This is a genomic window from Streptococcus oralis (genome assembly GCF_016127915.1).
GTDB lineage: Bacteria > Bacillota > Bacilli > Lactobacillales > Streptococcaceae > Streptococcus > Streptococcus oralis_BO.
The window spans coordinates 966,418-986,794 of sequence record NZ_CP066059.1 but is presented as its reverse complement, the minus strand read 5'-3'; the positions used below and the strand labels follow the sequence as shown (position 1 = coordinate 986,794).

16 protein-coding genes are annotated in these 20,377 nt (G+C 42.4%); 9 read left to right on the top strand and 7 right to left on the bottom strand.

Going from position 1 to position 20,377, the window contains the following annotated elements; translation table 11 throughout:
• Window positions 1-162: 162 nt before the first annotated feature.
• From I6H78_RS04775 to I6H78_RS04760, 4 genes are all read left to right on the top strand, one after another.
• Window positions 163-804, top strand: coding sequence for a CPBP family intramembrane glutamic endopeptidase (locus I6H78_RS04775; RefSeq protein ID WP_198458958.1), 642 nt, complete (start codon window positions 163-165; stop codon window positions 802-804).
• Between the two features lie 17 nt (window positions 805-821).
• Window positions 822-1,064, top strand: coding sequence for a hypothetical protein (locus tag I6H78_RS04770; protein WP_198458957.1), 243 nt, complete (start codon window positions 822-824; stop codon window positions 1,062-1,064).
• A gap of 144 nt (window positions 1,065-1,208) precedes the next feature.
• Window positions 1,209-2,972 (top strand): aspartate--tRNA ligase, encoded by a 1,764-nt coding sequence (gene aspS / locus I6H78_RS04765; RefSeq protein WP_198458956.1) that lies wholly within the window; start codon window positions 1,209-1,211, stop codon window positions 2,970-2,972.
• Entirely contained in the window at window positions 2,950-3,891 is a 942-nt protein-coding gene (locus I6H78_RS04760) for a YitT family protein (RefSeq protein ID WP_198458955.1), read from the top strand. Before aspS ends, I6H78_RS04760 begins: the two co-directional genes overlap by 23 nt.
• Window positions 3,892-3,924: 33 nt before the next feature.
• Here I6H78_RS04760 and I6H78_RS04755 read toward each other — a convergent pair whose 3' ends face one another.
• From I6H78_RS04755 to I6H78_RS04735, 5 genes are all read right to left on the bottom strand, one after another.
• Window positions 3,925-4,911, bottom strand: coding sequence for a LacI family DNA-binding transcriptional regulator (locus I6H78_RS04755; RefSeq protein WP_198458954.1), 987 nt, complete (start codon window positions 4,909-4,911; stop codon window positions 3,925-3,927).
• Between the two features lie 9 nt (window positions 4,912-4,920).
• A complete protein-coding gene (locus tag I6H78_RS04750; RefSeq protein WP_198458953.1) occupies window positions 4,921-5,721 on the bottom strand; it encodes a DUF1189 domain-containing protein in 801 nt (266 codons plus the stop codon).
• Between the two features lie 179 nt (window positions 5,722-5,900).
• Window positions 5,901-6,743: a sugar ABC transporter permease gene (locus tag I6H78_RS04745; RefSeq protein WP_001065641.1), complete on the bottom strand. Its 843-nt coding sequence runs from the start codon at window positions 6,741-6,743 to the stop codon at window positions 5,901-5,903.
• A gap of 1 nt (window position 6,744) precedes the next feature.
• The gene (locus I6H78_RS04740; RefSeq protein WP_198458952.1) at window positions 6,745-8,037 is read right to left on the bottom strand and encodes a sugar ABC transporter permease; all 1,293 of its coding nucleotides are present in this window, start codon (window positions 8,035-8,037) and stop codon (window positions 6,745-6,747) included.
• 124 nt (window positions 8,038-8,161) lie between these two features.
• Window positions 8,162-9,430, bottom strand: coding sequence for an extracellular solute-binding protein (locus I6H78_RS04735; RefSeq protein WP_125841277.1), 1,269 nt, complete (start codon window positions 9,428-9,430; stop codon window positions 8,162-8,164).
• A 474-nt stretch (window positions 9,431-9,904) separates the two neighbouring features.
• On the opposite strand from I6H78_RS04735, the gene malQ reads away from it, so the two are divergent.
• Window positions 9,905-11,422 carry a 4-alpha-glucanotransferase gene (malQ, locus tag I6H78_RS04730; protein WP_125841278.1) on the top strand — a complete coding sequence of 506 codons (1,518 nt, stop codon included), beginning with the start codon at window positions 9,905-9,907 and terminating at the stop codon, window positions 11,420-11,422.
• A 24-nt stretch (window positions 11,423-11,446) separates the two neighbouring features.
• Complete coding sequence (glgP, locus tag I6H78_RS04725) at window positions 11,447-13,705, top strand: glycogen/starch/alpha-glucan family phosphorylase (protein ID WP_198458951.1); 2,259 nt, start codon at window positions 11,447-11,449, stop codon at window positions 13,703-13,705.
• Between the two features lie 65 nt (window positions 13,706-13,770).
• Here the strand turns inward: glgP and I6H78_RS04720 are convergent, their stop codons facing one another.
• A complete protein-coding gene (locus I6H78_RS04720) occupies window positions 13,771-14,619 on the bottom strand; it encodes a putative RNA methyltransferase (protein WP_198458950.1) in 849 nt (282 codons plus the stop codon).
• A gap of 54 nt (window positions 14,620-14,673) precedes the next feature.
• Window positions 14,674-15,930: a tyrosine--tRNA ligase gene (gene tyrS, locus I6H78_RS04715; RefSeq protein ID WP_198458949.1), complete on the bottom strand. Its 1,257-nt coding sequence runs from the start codon at window positions 15,928-15,930 to the stop codon at window positions 14,674-14,676.
• Between the two features lie 140 nt (window positions 15,931-16,070).
• Here tyrS and pbp1b point away from each other — a divergent pair, with 140 nt between their 5' ends.
• The 3 genes from pbp1b to dapD all read left to right on the top strand — a co-directional run bounded on the left by pbp1b (window position 16,071) and on the right by dapD (window position 20,350).
• The gene (gene pbp1b / locus I6H78_RS04710) at window positions 16,071-18,578 is read left to right on the top strand and encodes a penicillin-binding protein PBP1B (protein ID WP_198458948.1); all 2,508 of its coding nucleotides are present in this window, start codon (window positions 16,071-16,073) and stop codon (window positions 18,576-18,578) included.
• Window positions 18,579-18,655: 77 nt separating this feature from the next.
• Entirely contained in the window at window positions 18,656-19,567 is a 912-nt protein-coding gene (locus I6H78_RS04705; protein ID WP_061428581.1) for a DMT family transporter, read from the top strand.
• Between the two features lie 84 nt (window positions 19,568-19,651).
• Window positions 19,652-20,350, top strand: coding sequence for a 2,3,4,5-tetrahydropyridine-2,6-dicarboxylate N-acetyltransferase (gene dapD, locus I6H78_RS04700; protein ID WP_198458947.1), 699 nt, complete (start codon window positions 19,652-19,654; stop codon window positions 20,348-20,350).
• Window positions 20,351-20,377: the final 27 nt, after the last annotated feature.

The following is a 20,377-nucleotide window of genomic DNA, read 5'->3' as shown; positions in this document are numbered from 1 at the left end:
CTCTTGCTTGCTCCAAAATATCTTTATAAAACCATTACTACCGTTTCTATTTTTGCAAGAGGAATTCGCTTATTATCCCTTTTGGTTGCGACTGTATTCCACATTTTTATCAAGATGATGTGAATAACAATGCTAAGTCTTCATTTCAAATAGGAGTCTTTTATGAACTTACTTAAAAATCTTGGCTGGTTTCTTCTAGCTGTTCTATCCTTTTTCTTTGGCTATGGTCTGGTTCAGAGCATGGCTCTCTCAGCGCTTGATCTGGGGGCTTCAATCTTTGGAGTCTTGCCACTCTATATCGTCCTGTCAGGGGCCTATGTTTATGGAGTTTACAGATGGTATCAGACAGAAAAGGTTAGCATCCAGACAACAGCTTTTAATCGTTATATCTGGTTGCCAACCCTGGTTTTGCTAGTGGCGATTATAGCCCAGTTCTTTTTGCCAGAAGATCCGTCAGTCAATCAACAAATCGTATCACAATTGACAGTTGCTCAGCCTGTCTTTGGTTTCTTTATGGTAGTGGTTTTTGCTCCTCTGACGGAAGAACTCATATTTAGAGGGATGCTGGCGCGCTATCTCTTTCCTAAGCAGAACAACGGCAAACAGACAGCTCTGTTTCTCCTCGTATCGAGTGTGCTTTTTGCCTTGATTCATTTTCCAGGGACTTTGCAACAATTTTTAGTCTATGCTAGTCTGGGATTGAGTTTGGGTCTGGCTTATGTGAGCCGAAAAGGTCTTCTTTACAGCATTTCTCTCCACGCTTTGAATAATTTAATCGGCTTTTTGATGATTCTCATGCTATAATAGAGTCAGGAGGTCACATGAAACGAGTAATTTTATTAGCAGTGATACAGGCGGTTGTTCTCTTCTTTATCATCGGAGCACTTGCCTATGCCTTTAAAGGCGACTTCTTTTACAACTATCTAGCAGTTGTCTTTGCGCCTATTGCAGGTGTCTTACGTTTTGCTTCGGCTTATGCGACGGAGATTGTTCTACCTAAAAAGGCAGCTGAGATTGCTGAAAAGCGTAAAAAGGTTAAGAATCATAATCAGAGAATCCGATGACGTTTTCATCGGATTTTTTGATAGTCTCGCTATTTTTGTCTGTTCGTTTTGATTTCTAACGGCAATCAAACTTTTCTGATGATTTTCATGAAGAGCTTGCGCTTTTATGGTAAAATAGTAACAGAATAAAAGAGGAGAGAAAACATGAAACGTAGTATGTATGCTGGTCGTGTTCGTGAGGAACACATCGGACAAGAAATGACCTTGAAAGGATGGGTTGGCCGTCGTCGTGACCTAGGGGGCTTGATTTTTATTGATCTTCGTGACCGTGAAGGGATCATGCAGTTGGTTATCAATCCTGAAAAAGTATCTGCAGAGGTTATGGCAACAGCTGAAAGCCTTCGTAGCGAATTTGTCATTGAGGTGACTGGACAAGTCGCTGCGCGTGAGCAAGCTAATGATAAATTGCCAACGGGTGCAGTTGAGTTGAACGTGACAGCTTTGGCAGTACTTAATACAGCTAAAACAACGCCTTTTGAGATTAAGGATGGGATTGAGGCCAATGACGATACACGTTTGCGTTACCGTTACCTTGACCTTCGTCGTCCAGAGATGTTGGAAAATCTTAAACTTCGTGCTAAGGTGACCCACTCAATCCGTAATTACTTGGATGAGTTGGAGTTTATCGATGTGGAGACGCCGTTCCTTTCTAAATCAACGCCAGAAGGGGCGCGTGACTATTTGGTACCATCTCGTGTCAATAAAGGGCATTTCTACGCTCTTCCTCAGAGTCCACAGATTACAAAACAGTTGTTGATGAATGCTGGTTTTGACCGTTACTATCAAATCGTTAAATGTTTCCGTGATGAGGACTTGCGTGGAGACCGCCAGCCTGAGTTTACCCAGGTCGACTTGGAAACTTCCTTCCTTACGGAGCAAGAAATCCAAGATATTACAGAAGGCTTGATTGCGCGCGTGATGAAGGAAACAAAAGGGATTGAAGTAACCCTTCCCTTCCCACGTATGAAGTACGATGATGCCATGGCTCTTTACGGTTCTGACAAGCCTGATACTCGTTTTGACATGTTGCTTCAGGACTTGACAGAAGTGGTCAAAGGTGTAGACTTCAAAGTCTTTTCAGAAGCACCTGCTGTTAAAGCTATTGTAGTCAAAGGCGCAGCGGACAACTACTCACGTAAAGACATCGACAAGATGACCGAAGTAGCCAAACAGTACGGAGCCAAAGGTCTTGCTTGGGTCAAGGTAGTTGATGGAGAATTAAATGGACCAGTTGCCAAGTTCTTGACTGAGATCCAAGCAGATTTGACTGCAGCACTTGGTCTTGAAGATAAGGATTTGGTTCTATTTGTGGCAGATACGCTTGAAGTGGCCAATGCAACACTAGGCGCCCTTCGTGGCCGTATCGCCAAAGAGCTTGACTTGATTGATAACGATAAATTCAACTTCCTTTGGGTGGTTGATTGGCCAATGTTTGAATGGTCTGAAGAAGAAGGTCGTTACATGAGTGCCCACCATCCGTTCACTCTTCCACAGGAAGAAACCGCTCACGAATTAGAAGGTGATTTGGCTAAGGTTCGTGCCATTGCTTACGATATCGTCTTGAATGGTTATGAGCTTGGTGGTGGTAGTCTTCGTATCAACCAAAAAGACCTTCAAGAACGCATGTTTAAGGCTCTTGGTTTCTCAGCTGAAGAAGCAAATGACCAGTTTGGCTTCCTTCTTGAAGCCATGGACTATGGTTTCCCACCCCACGGTGGCTTGGCTATTGGACTTGACCGTTTTGTGATGCTCTTAGCAGGAGAAGAAAATATTCGTGAAGTCATTGCCTTTCCTAAGAACAATAAGGCAACCGACCCAATGACACAAGCTCCATCAACAGTCGCTCTCAAACAACTAGAGGAACTCAGCTTACAAGTAGAAGAAGATGAAACAAGCAAAACGAATTAAGCGGTGGCGCTATTATCTGCGCCGCTTTGCTTATCAGATAAAAATCTTACGAGTTTTACAAAGTATCTCTCGGGAAAAATATGATGAGAAAGTCTCGGCTTCTCTGGTTTATGGCTTTTTGTCAGCAGTAGCAGTCAATTTCTTTTTTCAACCAGGACACGTTTACTCCAGCGGCGCGACGGGTCTGGCACAGATTATCTCTGCCTTGAGTAATCACTGGTTTGGGTTTTACATTCCGATATCGCTAACCTTTTATGCTATTAATTTTCCGTTAATGATTTTGGCTTGGTATCAAATTGGACATAAATTTACGGTCTTTACTTTTATCACAGTATCCATGAGTTCCCTCTTTATCCAGATTGTACCAGTTGTGACCTTGACAGAGGATCCCATTATCAATGCCCTTTTTGGGGGTGTTGTCATGGGCTTGGGGATTGGTTTTGCACTCCGTAACAATATTTCTAGCGGAGGTACAGATATCGTCAGTCTCACCATTCGAAAGAAAACAGGGAGAAATGTCGGCAGTATTTCTTTCTTAGTGAATGGGACCATTATGCTGATAGCAGGATTGACCTTTGGTTGGAAATACGCCCTCTACTCTATGATTACCATCTTTGTATCTAGCCGTGTGACGGATGCGGTCTTTACCAAGCAAAAACGCATGCAGGCCATGATTGTGACCAATAATCCTAACAAGGTAATCGCAAAAATCCATAAAAAATTGCACCGCGGAGCAACCATGATCCACGATGCAGAAGGAACTTATAATCATGAGAGAAAAGCAGTCTTGATTACGGTTATCACACGAGCAGAGTTTAATGATTTTAAACACATCATGAAACAGGTTGATCCGACAGCCTTTGTCTCTGTATCTGAAAATGTCCATATCTTAGGACGATTCGTAGAAACAGACAATTAATAATACTCAAAAGACCAGCCTTGGGGCTGGTCTTTATTTTTCGATAATTTTGTGGGCAATCAACTGGCGGTAACAGATTTGTCTGTTATTTTTTGCGTCATTGATGATCTGTAAAATCGTCTCAAATGATGTCCGCCCAAGTTCTAGACTATTGATATCGACATAAGCTACGAGGTCAAGTCGAGGATTGACAGAGTCGAAACTCAAGACAGGAACCTTTAACTGATGCTTGCTGATGTAGTCACAAACTCCTTCCGCTAGGAGGCTGTCAGTTGTGATGATAGCATCAATCTGCGGATCGTGATTGAACAGGAGTTCACTGAACTGATAACCTTTTTCTTCTAGAAATTCGGTCGCAAAGTAGGTTAAGTTGGTATCAATTGGAAGTTGGTGTTGTTTGAGTGCGGACTCATAGCCAGTTAGACGATCTTGCGTTACGAAGAGTCGCTTTGTACCCCCGATAAAGGCAATTCGTTTGCATCCTTTTTTGATGAAATACTCTGTCGCATCAAAGCCAGCTTGTACATTGTCATTATCAACAAGAGGGATAAAAGGTGAAGTAGATTTCCCGAGAATGAGGAAAGGGAACTGCTCATCGGCTACCAGTTTGACCAGAGGGTCTTCTTCCTCGGCGTAGAGGAAAATCAAACCGTCAACACGCTTGCCATAAACCATCTGAGAAATCGCATTGAGACGTTCTTTCTCATCTTTCCCTGTTGCAATCTGAATAGCGTAGTGGTTTTCAGACGCGACTTGGGCGATCCCTCGAAGGACAGATGGGAAGAAAGGGTTTTGGTAAAAGGCATCCGAGTCATCAGGAAGCACCAGGCCGATAACCTGAGTATAGCTGCTAACTAGACTGCGAGCATTGAGGTTGGGATGGTAGTTGAGTTCCTTCATAGCCTTACGAACTCGTTTTTTGGTTTCATCACTAATCGTTGATTTATTTTGAATGACGCGGGTAACAGTTGAAGGTGAGACACCTGCTGCCTTAGCCACATCTTTAATCGTCACGGGCATAAAAATCTCCTATTTATGGTAATCTGGATCACGGAAATGTGTCTTGTAAAAAATAGTGACCAGATAAAGAACAAAAAGAATGTTTTGTACAGTGATAAGGGTTGACATATTTTGGCCAAAAAGTCCCAAAATAAGCGTAATCAGAGTTGGTAATCCTAAACAGTTCAAGATAAAATGATAGCACTCTTTAAAGGTCCTAAATGAAAAGAGGCGTGATTTTTTTGTGATATAAAGGAGAAAGCTAGCCCCAAGAGAGACAATGAAGAAATTTAATCCAAAGAGGAAGCTTGCACCAAGAACGAGAAAGAGACTGATATAGACCCGGTTTTGTTGGTACCAGTCTTTAGAAATGGCCTGGGTTAAATCTTCCTTGCTCTGGAAACTCTCCGTTTGAATCGCGTGGTAGCGAATACGAGTCAGCTCTTTACTTTCCTTGCTGATGACAAGTTCTTCCGTATCAAAATGAAGTTGTAAGTCCTTTGGCAGTTCTTTGCTTTGGCTTGGACCAAGCAAAAGAGAAGGTTGCTGATTCTTCGTACCTGAGTAGTTCAGCTTTCCATCTACGATTTGTGTATTCTCTGACAAGTCCATGATGGCTTCATCTGTCAGTGGAGTGTAGACATTGTCGATAAAGGTATCCAGTGGGTACGTTTCCTGTGAGCTGTTTTGAATGGCAATCGGAATCATGGACAAACTGATGAGGAAAATGCTAGTAAAGAAAAGCTGAAACCAGTTAAGTCCGAAACGTTTTGATAGGGGCTTACGAAATCCCCAGATACTAGAGAAATACGAGAATGGATATGGAAGCATAGGCATCTTTCTAAAAGTGTTTTCTATATGAGTATTATTATATAGAGAAATGTGCTTTATTTCAAGTCTAGTAAATCAATTCCTTATTGAAAGATAGTTTCAATAAGATTTGTAGAAGGGTGTCCAATCTTGTAGCTGTAGCAACATGCTCCAAAATGAAAAAGGGTGGCGGGGATAGATTATCCCTTGTCGCCACCACTTGTAAGTCCTGAAACAAAGTTCTTTTGTAGGAAGAAGAAGAGAATACAGATTGGAAGGGCGATGAGGATAGCACCTGCTGAGAAGTAGGCAATCTTCATGTTTTTCACATTGCTAACGAAGGTTTGGAGACCAACGGCAACAGTAAAGTATTCTTTCTCACGAAGCAAGAAACTAGAGAGGATATAATCCCCGAAAGGTCCCATGAAGGCCCAAAGAGCTTGTACAGCCACCATTGGGCGAACAAGAGGGAGAACGATTTGCCAGAAGCGACGGAAGTGTCCTGCACCATCTAGTTTCGCAGATTCGTCAAGAGACATTGGCACGGTATCGAAGTAACCTTTCATGAGCCAAGCATTCATCGGAATACCTCCTCCGACGTAGAGGAAGATGAGGAACCAGCTATGGTTAAGAGCGTTCAACATAAGCGCCATAACGAAGAAGGCGGTCAATGCGGCCATGGTTGGCACCATTTGAATGATCAAGAAGAAGACCAAACTTTGCTTACGAGCCAAGAAGTTGTATCGGCTGTAGGCATAACCAGCCAGTACGATGATACTTGTTTGAACAACCATGGTAATCAAGGCGATAATCAAGGTATTGAGATACCAAGTGCCGTATAAGGTTTCAGTAAAGAGTCCTTTAAAGTTATCAAAATTGAAGTCGATGTTGGTATCGAGTTTAAAGGCTGCGACGTTACCTGCTTTAAAGGCTGACATGATGGTAATCAAAAGTGGATAGATAATCACGATTGATAGGCCAATCAAGTAGAGGTAAGTGAGGGTTTGAGTCAGTCTACGTTTGAGTTTGATTGAGTTATTCATCTTAGACGTCCTCCATATCAAATGCGTGTAGTTTCTTGAATGCGATCATAGAGATAGAGATGACAATGATTGAGATAATTAAGGTAACAGCTGCCGCCATAGAGTATTGAGGAGATGTACCTGTTGTCAAACGGTAAATCCATGAAATCAAGATATCAGTTGAACCGGCTCCGCCTCCGACAGTACCAGGCCCTCCACCATTAAAGAGATACATGATAGAGAAGTTGTTAAAGTTGAAGGTGTATTGGCTGATCAATGTTGGTGCTGCAACAGCCAAAATCATAGGGAAAGTGATGTTGCGGAATTTTTGCCAAGCATTGGCCCCATCGATGTAAGCCGCTTCGTAGAGGTCGTTAGGAATAGACTGCAAGATACCCAAAGTCAAAACGTAAATGTATGGGAATCCTAGCCAACCTTGCATCATAATCAAGGCAACCTTCGTCCAAGTTGGATTTGTTTTCCAAGGGATAAGAGCTCCATCTAGGAAAGGAAGAACCTTAGACAAAAGAGGCAAGACTTGGGTGTTGATGGCACCGACACTATCATTAAACATGTTTGAGAATGTCAAGATAGTGATGAAGGCTGGAACTGCCCAAGGAAGAAGGAAAATAACACCAAAGATACGTTTTCCTTTGATAAATGGTTGGTTGGCAATGATGGCTGTAAAGATACCAATGACAATCTGCAAAGTAGAAGCAGCCAAGGCCCAGATAATGGTCCAAGAAAGAACAGAACCAAAGGCTGAACGGAAGGTGCTCAAGCTCCAGATGTTTGTGAAGTTCGTCAAACCAACCCAGTCCAACAATTTGTTTGGTGGCAAGTGTTGGAAGTCATAGTTGGTAAAGGCGATCATCAAGGTTACGATAACAGGGAAGATAATCGCAAATGTCATCGCTACATACGATGGGATGATTAAAAGGTATGGGAACCCATTTTCATAAACGCCCTTAACCATATCCTTGAAGGTACGAGCTACAGGAATACCGTTGTTGATACGTTTAGCAGTCGTATGTGCATCTTTGATATTAAAGATATAAAAGAGTAAGTAAACGACAACAAAGATAGAGTGAAAAGCACCACGAATCAGCATGAAAAGTGAATTGTCACGACCAGGTTTGTCACCAAGTGTGATCAAATTGCTCAATTCAGGGCTTGCAAGTGTTAGAAAATACAGAACAAATAAAACAGTAACACCAAGGAAAATAAATCCTTTAGCTTTTTGTTTGTTATAGATTTGTCCTAAACCAGGAATGATTGACAGCAAGGCTGCTTTGCGAGGCTGTTGTTTTTCCATGATTACTCCTTTCATAGGATGCGAGATAAAACTCAGATTCAATCGTAAGATACATACAACTGATAAGAAGCGTATCTATAAATTCAAAGGGGGATTTTGCTTCCACCCCCCTTGAACAAATCAATTATTCACCAAATTTTTGTTTGATTGTTTCCTTGATCAATGTTACAGCATCGTTAGCAGCTGTTTTCGCATCTTTCTTACCACTTACAGCTTCAAAGAGCATTGTTTTAGCTGGGTCCCAAACAGCTGACATTTGTGAGATGTTTGGCATTGGTTGAGCGTTCTTGAACTGTTCAATCACGGCTGTTGTCAACTCATCTTTTTTGCCTTCAGCATAAGTGCGAGCTTCAGTGTTGGCTGGGATTTCATTTGTAGCGTCGTAGAACGCTTTTTGTTGTTCAGTTGATACAAGGAAGTCTACAAATTTTTGAGCTCCTTCAAGGTTCTTAGTGCTTGCTGGGATAACCCAAGCTTTACCACCACCAAATGTTTCGTAGTTTTTACCGTTTGGAAGAGTTGGGATAGTCGCAACACCGTAGTTTACTTTAGCATCTTTGAATGCTTGAGCTTTCCAAGGACCATCGATGATAGCAGCAGTTTTACCTTCTTGGAATTGAGTTTGAATTAAGTTTGGAGCTCCTTCAGTATCTTGCATACCTTTTGGCCATTTTTCGTACCAAGATTTAGCGTAGTTGATAGCTGTGATGGCACCTTCGTTTGCAAGTCCGATATCTTTAGGATCTTTACCATTTTGGCCGAATACGTAAGCACCGTTACCAGCAAGAAGTCCGTATGAGTAGTAGAAGTTTGTCCAGTCAGCTAGGAAGGCAGTAGTTTTACCATCTTCACCAGCAAAAGCGTATTTGCTATCTTTAGCAAGGTTTTCTAAATCAGCAAAAGTTTTAGGAGCTTCTTTTAGCAAGTCTTTATTGTAGTACAAAACGAGTGATTCGATAACGGCTGGAGCACCATATACTTTACCACCAACAGTTACAAGAGATTTTGTTTTGTCATCGGTCTTTGCACCATCACTAAGAGTAACTTCTGAAAGTTGTCCGTCAGTACCAAGGCTACCTACACGGTCGTATGGAGCCATCATAACATCAGCAGCCTTACCAGATTGGTTGTCAAGTGAAAGGTTATCAAGACCACCCATTTGGTCACCTGTTTTGATAGTAACTTTTACGCCAGATTCTTTTTCATAAGCTTTTGCAGCTGATTCAGCGAAGGCTTTATATTGGTCTTCAACGTAGAAAGTGAGTTCTTGTGCTTCTGAAGAGCTAGTATCAGCTGCTTTGTCAGCAGATTTGCTTCCGCAAGCTACCAAGAGCAAGCTAGCGAGAGTAGCAGTTCCGAGCACAGCAGCGCTCTTCATGAATTTAGATGACATAGTGTATTCCTCCTAAAGAATAACAGTATAATTTATTTAGAAAACGCAAACGTTTTCTTTTATGAGCTTAGTATAGCACAAATAGAAAACGGTTGCAAGCTTTTTTAAAAAGTTTTTTAAAAAAATTTTAAGGTTTCAAACATTTGTTAAAGCCCTTATATAGGAAAGAACTTAAAACGCTTGTTTTTCTTGAATAGGAAATATATTAGGGAAACGATTGCGTAAATCCGGCTCGGTTTTTCAGAAAATAAAGCAGATATTGGGAATGAATTATCTTAAATTAGAAAATCTTTAAAAATTTTTTCGCTTATTTCATAAAATATCAGTGGGAACAAGTTTTGTTTGATTAAAATAATTCAAAAAAATTTTTTAAAAACGCTTGCATTTGTGTTTGAAATACGCTATACTTAATTTAACGCAAACGTTTGCGCCTTGATTACGCAACGTTTTATAACAAACACATGAGGTGCTATTATGAAAAAACGTCAAAGTGGTGTGTTGATGCACATCTCTTCTCTGCCAGGAGCATACGGGATTGGATCATTTGGCCAGACTGCCTATGATTTCGTTGATTTCTTGGTTCGTACGAAGCAACGTTACTGGCAAATCCTCCCTCTTGGGACAACAAGCTATGGAGATTCTCCATACCAATCATTCTCGGCCTTTGCTGGAAATACGCATTTTATCGACCTTGATATCTTGGTAGAGCAAGGCTTGCTCGAAGCCAGTGATCTTAAAGGTGTTGACTTTGGTAGCGATGCATCTGAAGTTGACTATGCGAAGATTTATTATGCACGTCGTCCACTTTTAGAAAAAGCAGTGAAACGCTTCTTGGAAGTGGGTGATGTCAAAGATTTTGAGAAGTTTGCTAAAGACAACCAATCATGGCTTGAACTCTTCGCAGAGTATATGGCTATCAAAGAGCATTTTAACAATCTTGCTTGGACAGAATGGCCAGACGCAGATGCTCGTGCTCGTAAAGTTTCGGCGCTTGAAAGCTACCGTGAGAAATTGGCAGACAAGTTGGTTTACCATCGTGTGACTCAATACTTTTTCTTCCAACAATGGTTGAAATTGAAAGCTTACGCTAACGATAACCACATCGAAATCGTTGGAGACATGCCTATCTATGTAGCGGAAGATTCAAGCGACATGTGGGCAAATCCACACCTCTTCAAGACAGATGCCAATGGTAAAGCAACTTGCATCGCAGGATGCCCACCAGATGAGTTTTCTGCCACTGGTCAGCTTTGGGGGAACCCAATCTATGACTGGGAAGCGATGGACAAAGACGGGTACAAATGGTGGATTGAACGCTTGCGCGAAAGCTTCAAAATCTACGATATCGTTCGTATCGACCACTTCCGCGGTTTCGAATCTTACTGGGAAATTCCTGCTGGTTCCGATACAGCAGCACCTGGTAAATGGGTGAAAGGTCCAGGCTACAAACTCTTCGCAGCCGTTAAGGAAGAGCTTGGTGAGCTAAACATCATCGCAGAAGACCTCGGTTTCATGACAGATGAAGTCATCGAGTTGCGTGAGCGTACTGGCTTCCCAGGGATGAAGATTCTTCAATTCGCCTTCAACCCAGAAGACGAAAGTATTGATAGCCCACACTTGGCACCTGCCAACTCTGTTATGTACACAGGAACACACGATAACAATACAGTTCTTGGTTGGTACCGTAATGAAATCGACGATCCAACTCGTGAGTATATGGCGCGTTACACCAACCGTAAAGAGTACGAGACAGTGCCACACGCAATGCTTCGCACAGTCTTTTCATCCGTTAGCTTCATGGCCATTGCAACGATGCAAGATTTGCTAGAACTAGATGAGTCAGCTCGTATGAACTTCCCATCTACTCTTGGCGGAAACTGGTCATGGCGTATGACAGCAGACCAACTCACACCAGCTGTTGAAGAAACTTTGCTTGACTTGACTACAATTTATCGCCGAATCAATGAAAATTTGGTAGAATTAAAGAAATAAGACAATATCAGGAGACACATAAACATGTTACCATTAAACGAATTTGTACAAAAGCGTTACAATAAAACCATTGCAGAATGTAGCAATGAAGAGCTTTACCTTGCTCTTCTCAACTACAGCAAGCTTGCTAGCAGTCAAAAACCAGTCAATACTGGTAAGAAAAAAGTTTACTACATCTCAGCTGAGTTCTTGATCGGTAAACTCTTGTCAAACAACTTGATTAACCTCGGACTTTACGACGATGTGAAAAAAGAACTTGCAGCTGCAGGTAAAGAGTTGATCGAAATCGAAGAAGTAGAATTGGAACCATCACTTGGTAATGGTGGTTTGGGACGTTTGGCGGCCTGCTTTATCGACTCAATTGCTACACTTGGTTTGAATGGTGATGGTGTTGGTTTGAACTACCACTTCGGTCTTTTCCAACAAGTTCTTAAAAACAACCAACAAGAAACGATTCCTAACGCTTGGTTGACTGAGCAAAACTGGTTGGTACGCTCAAGCCGTAGCTACCAAGTACCATTTGCACACTTCACATTGACATCTACTCTTTACGATATCGATGTGCCTGGTTACAAGACAGCTACTAAAAACCGCTTGCGTTTGTTTGACTTGGATTCAGTTGATTCTTCTATCATCGAAGATGGTATCAACTTTGACAAGACAGATATCGCTCGTAACTTGACTCTCTTCCTTTACCCAGACGATAGCGACAAGCAAGGTGAATTGCTCCGTATCTTCCAACAATACTTCATGGTTTCAAACGGTGCCCAATTGATCATCGACGAAGCAATCGAAAAAGGAAGCAACTTGCATGACCTTGCTGACTACGCAGTTGTACAAATCAACGATACTCACCCATCAATGGTGATTCCTGAATTGATCCGTCTTTTGACTGCGCGTGGTATCGAACTTGATGAAGCAATCTCAATCGTACGTAGCATGACTGCCTACACTAACCACACAATCCTTGCTGAAGCCCTTGAAAAATGGCCTCTTGAATTCTTGCAAGAAGTGGTTCCTCACTTGGTACCAATCATCAAAGAATTGGACCGTCGTGTGAAGGCAGAATACAAAGACCCAGCTGTTCAAATCATCGATGAGAGCGGACGTGTTCACATGGCTCACATGGATATCCACTACGGATACAGTGTAAACGGGGTTGCAGCTCTTCACACTGAAATCTTGAAGAACTCAGAGTTGAAAGCTTTCTACGACATCTACCCAGAAAAATTCAACAACAAAACAAACGGTATCACATTCCGTCGTTGGCTCATGCATGCTAACCCAAGCTTGTCTCACTACTTGGATGAGATTCTTGGACATGGTTGGCATCATGAAGCAGATGAGCTTGAAAAACTCTTGTCATACGAAGACAAGGCTGCTGTCAAAGAAAAATTGGAAAGCATCAAGGCTCACAACAAACGTAAATTGGCTCGTCACTTGAAAGAGCACCAAGGTGTGGAAATCAATACAAACTCTATCTTTGATATCCAAATCAAACGTCTTCATGAGTACAAACGCCAACAAATGAACGCTTTGTATGTTATCCACAAATACCTTGATATCAAGGCTGGTAACATCCCTGCTCGTCCAATCACAGTCTTCTTTGGTGGTAAAGCAGCACCTGCCTACACAATCGCTCAAGACATCATTCACTTGATCCTCTGCTTGTCAGAAGTGATTGCTAACGATCCAGCTGTAGCTCCACACTTGCAAGTCGTAATGGTTGAAAACTACAACGTTACTGCAGCAAGCTTCTTGATCCCAGCATGTGACATCTCAGAACAAATCTCACTTGCTTCTAAAGAAGCTTCAGGTACTGGTAACATGAAATTCATGTTGAACGGAGCCTTGACTCTTGGTACTATGGACGGAGCTAACGTGGAAATCGCTGAATTGGTTGGCGACGAAAACATCTATATCTTCGGTGAAGATTCAGAAACTGTTATCGACCTTTACGCAAAAGCAGCTTACAAATCAAGCGAATTCTACGCTCGTAAGGCTATCAAACCATTGGTTGACTTCATCGTGAGCGATGCTGTTCTTGCAGTAGGTAAGAAAGAACGCTTGGAACGTCTTTACAACGAATTGATCAACAAAGACTGGTTCATGACTCTCCTTGACTTGGAAGACTACATCAAAGTCAAAGAGCAAATGCTTGCTGACTACGAAGACCGTGACGCATGGTTGGATAAAGTCATCGTTAACATTGCCAAAGCAGGATTCTTCTCATCTGACCGTACAATCGCTCAGTACAATGAAGATATCTGGCACTTGAACTAAGATACATTGCATCAGATTATAAAAAACGCATCTAAAAAGATGCGTTTTTTTATCTTTAAAATATTTCACCCTACTTTCCCAACTAGAATCTCTGCTTCAATGGTAATCTCAGTCAACTGAGTCCAGTCAATCTTACTTTGGTCAACGTGAAAGAGTAAGGGCGTCATGGCAAGCAGGGCTTGGCGTTGCTCTGCTGTGATGGATTTGGTCAGGAAGGTTATTTGGCGAGATTGGATGCTGAAATGTCCCTGGAAATGTTCTTTGATATCTTGGTTGGAATAATCCTTCTTTGTCAGCTGGTCCTGCGCCATTTGACGGATTTCTTTGAGGTGATTTTCAGTCGGGATGACCTTGATCAAGATGCCATCTTTGGATAAAACACGGCGAAATTCTCCATAATTGGCAGGCGAAAAGATGTCGAGCAGGATATCCATACTGGCGTCTTTTATAGGAAGACGGGCCAGGTCACCGACAAACCAGTTGACTGCCCAGTTGGGTTCACTCTTAGCAGCGATTTGGACTGAGTCTTTTGAAATATCAAAGGCATAGAAGGTCTTGTCAGGGTGACTTTCTTGGAGTTTACGAGAGTAGAATCCTTCGCCACAACCGATATCTAAAATTGTTTTGGCAGTTTCTAGCCTTGCAAGCAGGTCAGAGATGGTTTCTAAGATAGTCTGATAAAAACCAGCTTCAAGGATTTGCTGACGGTTTTGGAAATTTTCCTTGTCGTAGTTGGTGGATTGTTTGATTTGAGGAGCCAGATTGACATAGCCAAATTTTGCCAAGTCAAAAGAATGGCGGTTGCTACACTTGAGACTAGTTTCGACCAAGGTCAGATCTTCTTGGCAGATAGGGCAGGAAAAGGCAGTCGCAGTAGCAAAACGTTGAAGTTTGGGTTTGAGGTTTGTATTCATAGTTTTAGTCTAGCAAAAAAAAGACTGGATGGCAAATGCCTCCAGTCTGCTTTTTTAGTATGTAAGAACGAAGTATTTTTTCTTCCCGCGGCGGATAACAGTTAGTTTGTTTTCTAACTTATCTGCATCACTCAAGACATAGTCAAGGTCTTGGATACGGTCGCCGTTGACGTAGATGGCTCCATTTTGAACATCTTCACGGGCTTGGCGTTTTGAGTTAACCACACCAGATGACACGAGGAGTTCCACGATATTGTGGTTTTCGTCTGCTTGTACTTGGTAGTTTGGCACTCCACGAAGTCCTTGTTTGAGTTCTTTGACAGAAAGGTTTTTGATGTTTCCAGCAAAGAGTTGCTCAGTGATATTGAGGGCTTCCTTGTAGGCTTCTTCTCCGTGTACAAGAGTCACGACTTCACGAGCCAAGACTTTTTGTGCCAAGCGTTCGTGTGGAGCCGCTTCAAATTGTTTACGGATGTCTTCAATCTCGTCCAGTGACAAGAAGGTAAAAATCTTCAAGAAGCGAACAGCGTCAGCATCCATGACGTTCATCCAGAATTGGTACATTTCGTATGGAGAAGTCTTTTCAGGGTTGAGCCAGACTGCGTTTCCTTCTGATTTACCAAATTTCTTACCAGTTGCGTCTGTGATGAGTGGCACAGTGATCACGTGGCCAGTCTTGTCAGCCTTACGACGAAGCAATTCGGTACCAGCTGTCATATTTCCCCATTGGTCAGAACCACCGATTTGAAGAGTAACATTGTGCTCTTGGTTAAGGACGTAGAAGTCATAGCCTTGCATGATTTGGTAGGCAAACTCAGTGTAAGAAATCCCTGTTTCGATCCGTTTCTTCACAGACTCCTTGCTCATCATGTAGTTGACAGTGAAGTATTTTCCGATATCACGGAGGAAGTCAATGAAGCTGATGCTGCCAAACCAGTCGTAGTTGTTGACCATGACAGCTTTGTTTTCACCATTTTCAAAGTCAAGAAAACGAGAAAGTTGTCCTTGGATAGACTTGACCCAACCATTTACTGTGTCTTTTGTTTGGAGACTACGTTCAGCATCTTTGAAGGACGGATCTCCGATGAGACCTGTAGCACCGCCAACGAGCGCATAAGGTTTGTGACCTGCTAATTGCAAACGACGACTTGTCAAGATTGCGACAAGGTGACCGAGGTGAAGGCTGTCAGCAGTTGGATCGTAGCCAGTATAATAAGAAACTTGACCTTCTTCTAGGGCTTTGCGCAAAGCTTCTTCATCAGTCGTTTGAAAAATCAAACCACGCTCTTTTAGCTCATCAAAAATGTGCATGTGTCTTTTCTCCTTTATAAAATATTGTTTCTACCTATTGTATCACAAACTTGATTAATAGCCTAGTGGAATAGGGAAGAAAGTGGCTATTTTATTGAAAATTTCCCTTTTATGGTATAATAGAGAAAGCGAGGACATTCATGAAAGAAAGAATTAATGAATTAAAAACAAAAATGCTGCATTTTTTCCAGCAGCTAATGCAACGAATTGCAAAATGGAAGAAAAGACTAGCAGAAAAACTAGCTAATAAGAAAACCAGTAAAAAGGGGACCTCTTCTGACAAAGTTAGAAAGGCAGGATCTGTTTTTGCTAAGGTTTTGAGTGGGTTTAAAATAGTTTTTAACACACTCTTTATCTTAGGTTTTATCGGTGGACTGTTTGGCGCTGGTGTGGCTATGGGTTATGGAGTCGCTCTATTTGACAAGGCCCAGGTACCTCAAGCAGAAGAGTTGGTCAAACAAGTGAAGGATATTGCCTCCATCTCAGAAATCACTTATTCTGACGGTAGTACCATTGCCTCGATCGAGGGCGATTTATTGCGCACTTCAGTCGCTTCAGATGCTATCTCAGATAACCTTAAGAAAGCTATTGTTGCGACAGAGGACGAGCATTTCAATGAGCACAAGGGAGTTGTGCCTAAGGCCGTTATTCGTGCGACCTTGGGAACCTTTGTCGGTCTAGGCTCGTCTAGTGGTGGTTCGACCTTGACCCAGCAGGTCATCAAGCAACAAGTAGTGGGGGATGCTCCAACTCTAGCTCGTAAGGCTAAAGAGATTATTGATGCTCTTGCTTTAGAAAGGGCCATGGGTAAGGATGAGATTTTGACAACCTACCTTAACATTGCTCCTTTTGGTCGCAATCATAAAGGTCAAAATATTGCAGGTGCCCAGCAGGCTGCAGAAGGAATCTTTGGTGTTAATGCTTCGGATTTAACGGTCCCTCAAGCAGCCTTTATCGCAGGATTGCCACAGAGTCCAATCAGTTACTCTCCTTATGAATCTGATGGTAGTATGAAGAGTGATGAGGACATGGCTCTGGGAATCAAGCGTGCCAAGGATGTCCTCTACAACATGTACCGGACAGGGGCTCTAAGTCAAGAAGACTACGATAAGTACAAAGATTATGACTTTAAGAAAGATTTCCTACCATCTGGTAGTGTTAGTGGTACTTCGCGTGACTATCTCTACTATGCAACCTTGGCAGAAGCAACTGACCGTATGTACGACTATCTCATCCAACGAGATAATGTTTCTGCGCAAGAATTAAAGAATGAGTCCATTCAGAAATCCTATCGTGATTTAGCCACTAAGGAAATTGAAAATGGTGGATATAAGATTACGACAACTATCAATAAAAATGTTCATGCTGCGATGCAAAATGCGGTTGCGACCTACGGCTATCTGCTAGATGATTCGACAGGTCAGCCTGAGGTGGGGAATGTCCTCATGGACAACCAAACGGGAGCTATCCTTGGATTTGTTGGTGGCCGTAATTATCAAGAAAATCAGAATAATCACGCTATCGATACCAAGCGTTCTCCAGCTTCAACCACAAAACCTATATTGGCCTATGGTATCGCTATTGACCAAGGTTTGATGGGGAGTGCAAGTATCTTATCAAACTATCCTACCAACTTCTCAAACGGGAATCCCATCATGTATGTCAATAGTCCTGGTACAGGTATGATGACATTGGGAGAAGCTCTTAACTACTCATGGAATATCCCAGCCTACTGGACGTATCGTACGCTTCGAGAGAAGGGTGTTGATGTCAAAGGCTATATGGAAAAAATGGGTTACGAAATCCCAGAATATGGGATTGAAAGTTTACCGATGGGTGGGGGGATTGACGTTACAGTTGCCCAGCATACCAACGGGTATCAAACTCTGGCCAACAATGGAGTTTACCATAAGAAACATATGATCGCTAAGATCGAGTCAACGGATGGCCGATTGGTATACGAGCACAAGGATGAGCCTGTCCAAGTTTATTCAAAAGCGACAGCAACCATCATGCAAAGTCTCCTTCGGGATGTCATTTCATCTCGGATTACTTCAAGTTTCCAGACGGACTTGACGACTATCAATCCATCCCTAGCTCGTGCTGACTGGATCGGAAAAACTGGTACGACCAATGAAGATGAAAATATGTGGCTCATGCTTTCTACACCTCGCTTGACTTTGGGTGGCTGGTTAGGTCACGATGATAATCGACCACTAGCCAAAGGAGCAGGCCACTACCGTAATGCCAACTATATGGCCCACTTGGTCAATGCTATCCAACAAGCTGAACCTGGAATATGGGGGAATGAGCGCTTTAATCTGGATCCAAGTGTGACCAAGTCGCAAGTTCTCCGATCTACAGGGCAAAAACCAGGCAAGGTTTCTATCAATGGGAAAGAAATAGAAGTTTCTGGATCAACAGTAACGAGCTACTGGGCGACTAAGGAAGGCGCCCCAGTGACCACCTATCGCTTTGCTATTGGAGGAAGCGATGCAGATTATCTGAACGCATGGAAGAATATTCTAGGAAGCGTTCCAGCAGTGACTCCTCCAAGCTCAAGTTCAAGCAGTAGCTCTGGAAGTTCAAGTTCGAGTGGAAATACTCAAAGTGGTTCTTCAGGACGTTCACGTCTATTTAATCGTTAAGAAAGAGTAGTAGCAAGGTTAGTAATTTCTCCTTGTTGCTACTTTTTTCTTTGTTGGTTTCGTGTTACAATAATAATATGAATCATTATCAGAAAAAGATTGTTAAGGGAACAGTATACTCGCTACTCTCAGGCCTAATCTGGGGGATTTGTGGGATTTTAGGAGAGTATTTTTTCACTCATTATCCAGTGTCTTCTGGATGGATTACTTCTATGCGTTTACTAGTGGCGGGGAGTTTGGTTTTAGGTCTATCTGCCTTTCAGTTGCGTAGCCACTTGTTGGACATCTGGCGTGATAAAAAAAATTACCTACCTTTTTTAGCCTATGCTATTCTAGGTATTTTTTCTGTGCAGTTTTTCTTCTATCTCTGCGTTGAGTATTCCAATGCGACGACGGCGACCATTTTGCAATTTATCAGCCCGGTTTTTATCCTGTTTTACAATCGAATCATTTACCAGAAGAAGGCTTCGATTACAGCTGTTTTCTATGTTTTAATTGCCATGCTAGGTGTTTTTTTGATGGCTACAAAAGGGGATTTGTCCCAATTATCCATGACTCCTTTGGCTCTAGTGACAGGTTTGCTCAGTGCAGTAGGGGTCATGTTTAATGTTATCCTTCCTCAGCGTTTTGCACGGCGCTATGGATTTGTTCCGACTGTTGGCTGGGGGATGATTCTGGCAGGGCTCTTTAGTAATTTCCTCTACCCTATTTATCGGATAAGTTTTCAAGTGGATCTGGTAAGTGTGCTGATTTGTCTGACGATTGCCGTGTTTGGTACTGCTTTTGCTTTCTTCCTATCTATGAAGGCTGTGTCACTCGTTTCCCCGCTGGTTGTATCGGTGGTGAGTGCTAGCGAACCGCTCTCTTCAGCTTTATTAAGTGTTCTTTTTTTGGGATTGGTCATGGATGGTTTTTTGGCTTTAGCTATGGTGTTGATTATCGTTCCGATGATTTTTTTATCTGTAGAGGAAGCAAAACAAGCCAGGTAAAGATGATTATTTGATAGTTGAGGCTTCAAATTTGAGGCCTTTTTTGGTAGAATAGGTATCATTATAACGAACCAGGAGGCACCTATGACTGCTACAAAAATGAACGCTCAAGAAATTATCCAATTTATCGCCAATGCTGAAAAGAAAACCAGTGTCAAAGTAACCTTTGAGGGGCAACTCGCAACTGCTGTGCCTAGCTCTGTTGTCAAACTAGGAAATGTTTTATTCGGAGACTGGAAGGATGTCGCTCCGCTTCTTGAAGGTTTAGTAGAAAATCAAGATTACGTTGTCGAGCAAGATGCTCGTAATTCTGCAGTTCCTTTGCTAGACAAACGTGCGATCAATGCTCGTATCGAGCCAGGTGCTATTATCCGTGACCAGGTTGAAATTGGTGACAATGCTGTTATCATGATGGGAGCTGTTATCAATATCGGTGCTGAAATCGGTGCTGGAACCATGATTGACATGGGTGCCATCCTTGGTGGTCGCGCTATCGTTGGGGAAAACAGCCACGTTGGTGCAGGTGCAGTTTTGGCAGGTGTGATTGAGCCAGCTAGTACTGAACCAGTCCGTGTCGGAGACAATGTTCTTATCGGTGCCAATGCAGTGGTTATCGAAGGAGTTCAAATCGGCAGTGGTTCAGTTGTTGCAGCAGGAGCTATCGTTACCCAAGATGTCCCAGAAAATGTGGTGGTAGCAGGTGTTCCGGCTCGTATCATCAAAGAAATTGATGCCCAAACCCAACAAAAAACAGCGCTTGAGGATGCGCTTCGTACCTTGTAAAAATAAAAAGAGGCGGAACCCTTTTTC

What these genes read in the sequence shown, in the direction of transcription:
- I6H78_RS04705 (WP_061428581.1), top strand. Translation starts at nt 18,656, where the DNA reads ATGAATCATTATCAGAAAAAGATTGTTAAGGGAACAGTATACTCGCTA.
- I6H78_RS04775 (WP_198458958.1), top strand. Translation starts at nt 163, where the DNA reads ATGAACTTACTTAAAAATCTTGGCTGGTTTCTTCTAGCTGTTCTATCC.
- malQ (WP_125841278.1), top strand. Translation starts at nt 9,905, where the DNA reads ATGAAAAAACGTCAAAGTGGTGTGTTGATGCACATCTCTTCTCTGCCA.
- aspS (WP_198458956.1), top strand. Translation starts at nt 1,209, where the DNA reads ATGAAACGTAGTATGTATGCTGGTCGTGTTCGTGAGGAACACATCGGA.
- I6H78_RS04755 (WP_198458954.1), bottom strand. Translation starts at nt 4,911, where the DNA reads ATGCCCGTGACGATTAAAGATGTGGCTAAGGCAGCAGGTGTCTCACCT.
- glgP (WP_198458951.1), top strand. Translation starts at nt 11,447, where the DNA reads ATGTTACCATTAAACGAATTTGTACAAAAGCGTTACAATAAAACCATT.
- I6H78_RS04720 (WP_198458950.1), bottom strand. Translation starts at nt 14,619, where the DNA reads ATGAATACAAACCTCAAACCCAAACTTCAACGTTTTGCTACTGCGACT.
- I6H78_RS04735 (WP_125841277.1), bottom strand. Translation starts at nt 9,430, where the DNA reads ATGTCATCTAAATTCATGAAGAGCGCTGCTGTGCTCGGAACTGCTACT.
- I6H78_RS04770 (WP_198458957.1), top strand. Translation starts at nt 822, where the DNA reads ATGAAACGAGTAATTTTATTAGCAGTGATACAGGCGGTTGTTCTCTTC.
- I6H78_RS04740 (WP_198458952.1), bottom strand. Translation starts at nt 8,037, where the DNA reads ATGGAAAAACAACAGCCTCGCAAAGCAGCCTTGCTGTCAATCATTCCT.
- dapD (WP_198458947.1), top strand. Translation starts at nt 19,652, where the DNA reads ATGACTGCTACAAAAATGAACGCTCAAGAAATTATCCAATTTATCGCC.
- pbp1b (WP_198458948.1), top strand. Translation starts at nt 16,071, where the DNA reads ATGAAAGAAAGAATTAATGAATTAAAAACAAAAATGCTGCATTTTTTC.
- I6H78_RS04760 (WP_198458955.1), top strand. Translation starts at nt 2,950, where the DNA reads ATGAAACAAGCAAAACGAATTAAGCGGTGGCGCTATTATCTGCGCCGC.
- I6H78_RS04745 (WP_001065641.1), bottom strand. Translation starts at nt 6,743, where the DNA reads ATGAATAACTCAATCAAACTCAAACGTAGACTGACTCAAACCCTCACT.
- I6H78_RS04750 (WP_198458953.1), bottom strand. Translation starts at nt 5,721, where the DNA reads ATGCTTCCATATCCATTCTCGTATTTCTCTAGTATCTGGGGATTTCGT.
- tyrS (WP_198458949.1), bottom strand. Translation starts at nt 15,930, where the DNA reads ATGCACATTTTTGATGAGCTAAAAGAGCGTGGTTTGATTTTTCAAACG.